This window comes from Dorea sp. BIOML-A1, assembly GCF_009875615.1.
Taxonomy (GTDB): domain Bacteria; phylum Bacillota; class Clostridia; order Lachnospirales; family Lachnospiraceae; genus Dorea_A; species Dorea_A amylophila.
Genome location: NZ_WWSA01000068.1, coordinates 1 through 1422, shown reverse-complemented (window position 1 = coordinate 1422; position 1422 = coordinate 1). Strand labels below are relative to the sequence as shown.

Genomic DNA, 1422 nt, shown 5'->3' with positions numbered 1-1422 from the left:
TACACGCAAGAAGCATTTCATCAGTTCCGATTGTCTGATATCGAAAGGAGACACACGATTATGGCAAAAGGATCTGTAAGAAAAAAAGGAAAGAAATGGTACTACCGCTTCTATGTAGAAGATGCAAGCGGCAATCTGGTTCAGAAAGAATACGCTGGAACAGAAAGCAAAAGTGAAACGGAAAAACTGCTCCGTCAGGCAATGGACGATTACGAAAGCAAGAAATTCATTGCAAAGTCGGAAAATATTACAGTTGGAGAATTACTTGATATATGGGCAGAGGAAGAATTAAAGACCGGTACTCTCAGTAATGGGACAGTCCAGAATTACCTTGGTGCTATTACCAACATCAAGAAGCATCCAATTTCAGAGAGAAAGTTGAAAAATGTAACATCTGAGCATTTACAAGCCTTCTTCGATCTGCTTTCCTTTGGTGGCACTTATCCAGATGGTTCAGAAAGAAAAGGTTACAGCAAAGATTACATTCGTTCTTTCTCGGCAGTATTACAGCAGTCATTCCGGTTTGCAGTATCCCCAAAGCAATATATCACTTTCAATCCGATGCAGTATATTAAGCTGAAATACCAGACGGATGAGGTTGACCTGTTTTCTGATGATGACATGGATGGCGATATACAGCCAATTCCACGAGAGGATTATGAAAGACTGATTGAATTTCTACAGGATTACAATCCACCGGCAATACTTCCAATCCAGATAGCTTATTATGCAGGACTTCGTATCGGTGAAGCCTGTGGTCTGGCATGGCAGGATGTAAATCTTGAAGAACAGTGCCTTACGATCAGACGAAGTATCCGATATGATGGTTCAAGGCACAAGAATATCATCGGACCAACCAAACGAAAAAAGGTAAGGATTGTTGATTTTGGAGATACACTGGCAGAGATTCTTCGCAATGCCCGAAAGGAACAACTTAAAAACCGAATGCAGTACGGAGAACTTTACCACAAAAACTACTACAGAGAAGTAAAAGACAAAAACAGAGTTTACTATGAGTTCTATCATCTGGACGGAACAGAGAATGTTCCAGAAGATTATAAGGAAATATCCTTTGTCTGCTTAAGACCGGATGGAAGTTTGGAACTGCCAAGCACGTTAGGAATTGTTTGCAGGAAGATTGCTCAGAAACTGGATGGATTTGAAGGATTTCATTTTCACCAGTTGCGACACACCTACACAAGCAACCTTCTGGCAAATGGAGCAGCACCAAAGGATGTGCAGGAACTGTTAGGGCACTCAGATGTCAGTACCACCATGAATGTCTATGCACACTCTACAAGAAAAGCCAAGCGGGAATCTGCAAGGTTACTTGATAAAGTGGCAGGCAATGACTAAATAAAACTTTCCCTTATTTCCCTTACGATTATCTCATAAGGGCAAAAATAAGGGAAAATACATATC

At 40.9% G+C, this 1422-nt stretch carries 1 protein-coding gene; it reads left to right on the top strand.

Going from position 1 to position 1422, the window contains the following annotated elements; genetic code table 11:
- Positions 1-60: 60 nt before the first annotated feature.
- Positions 61-1356, top strand: a complete 1296-nt coding sequence (locus GT508_RS14355; protein WP_008392857.1) for a tyrosine-type recombinase/integrase — start codon at positions 61-63, stop codon at positions 1354-1356.
- Positions 1357-1422: the final 66 nt, after the last annotated feature.

Excerpts from the sequence above, each read along its gene's own strand:
- GT508_RS14355 (WP_008392857.1), top strand. The coding sequence starts at position 61 with ATGGCAAAAGGATCTGTAAGAAAAAAAGGAAAGAAATGGTACTACCGC.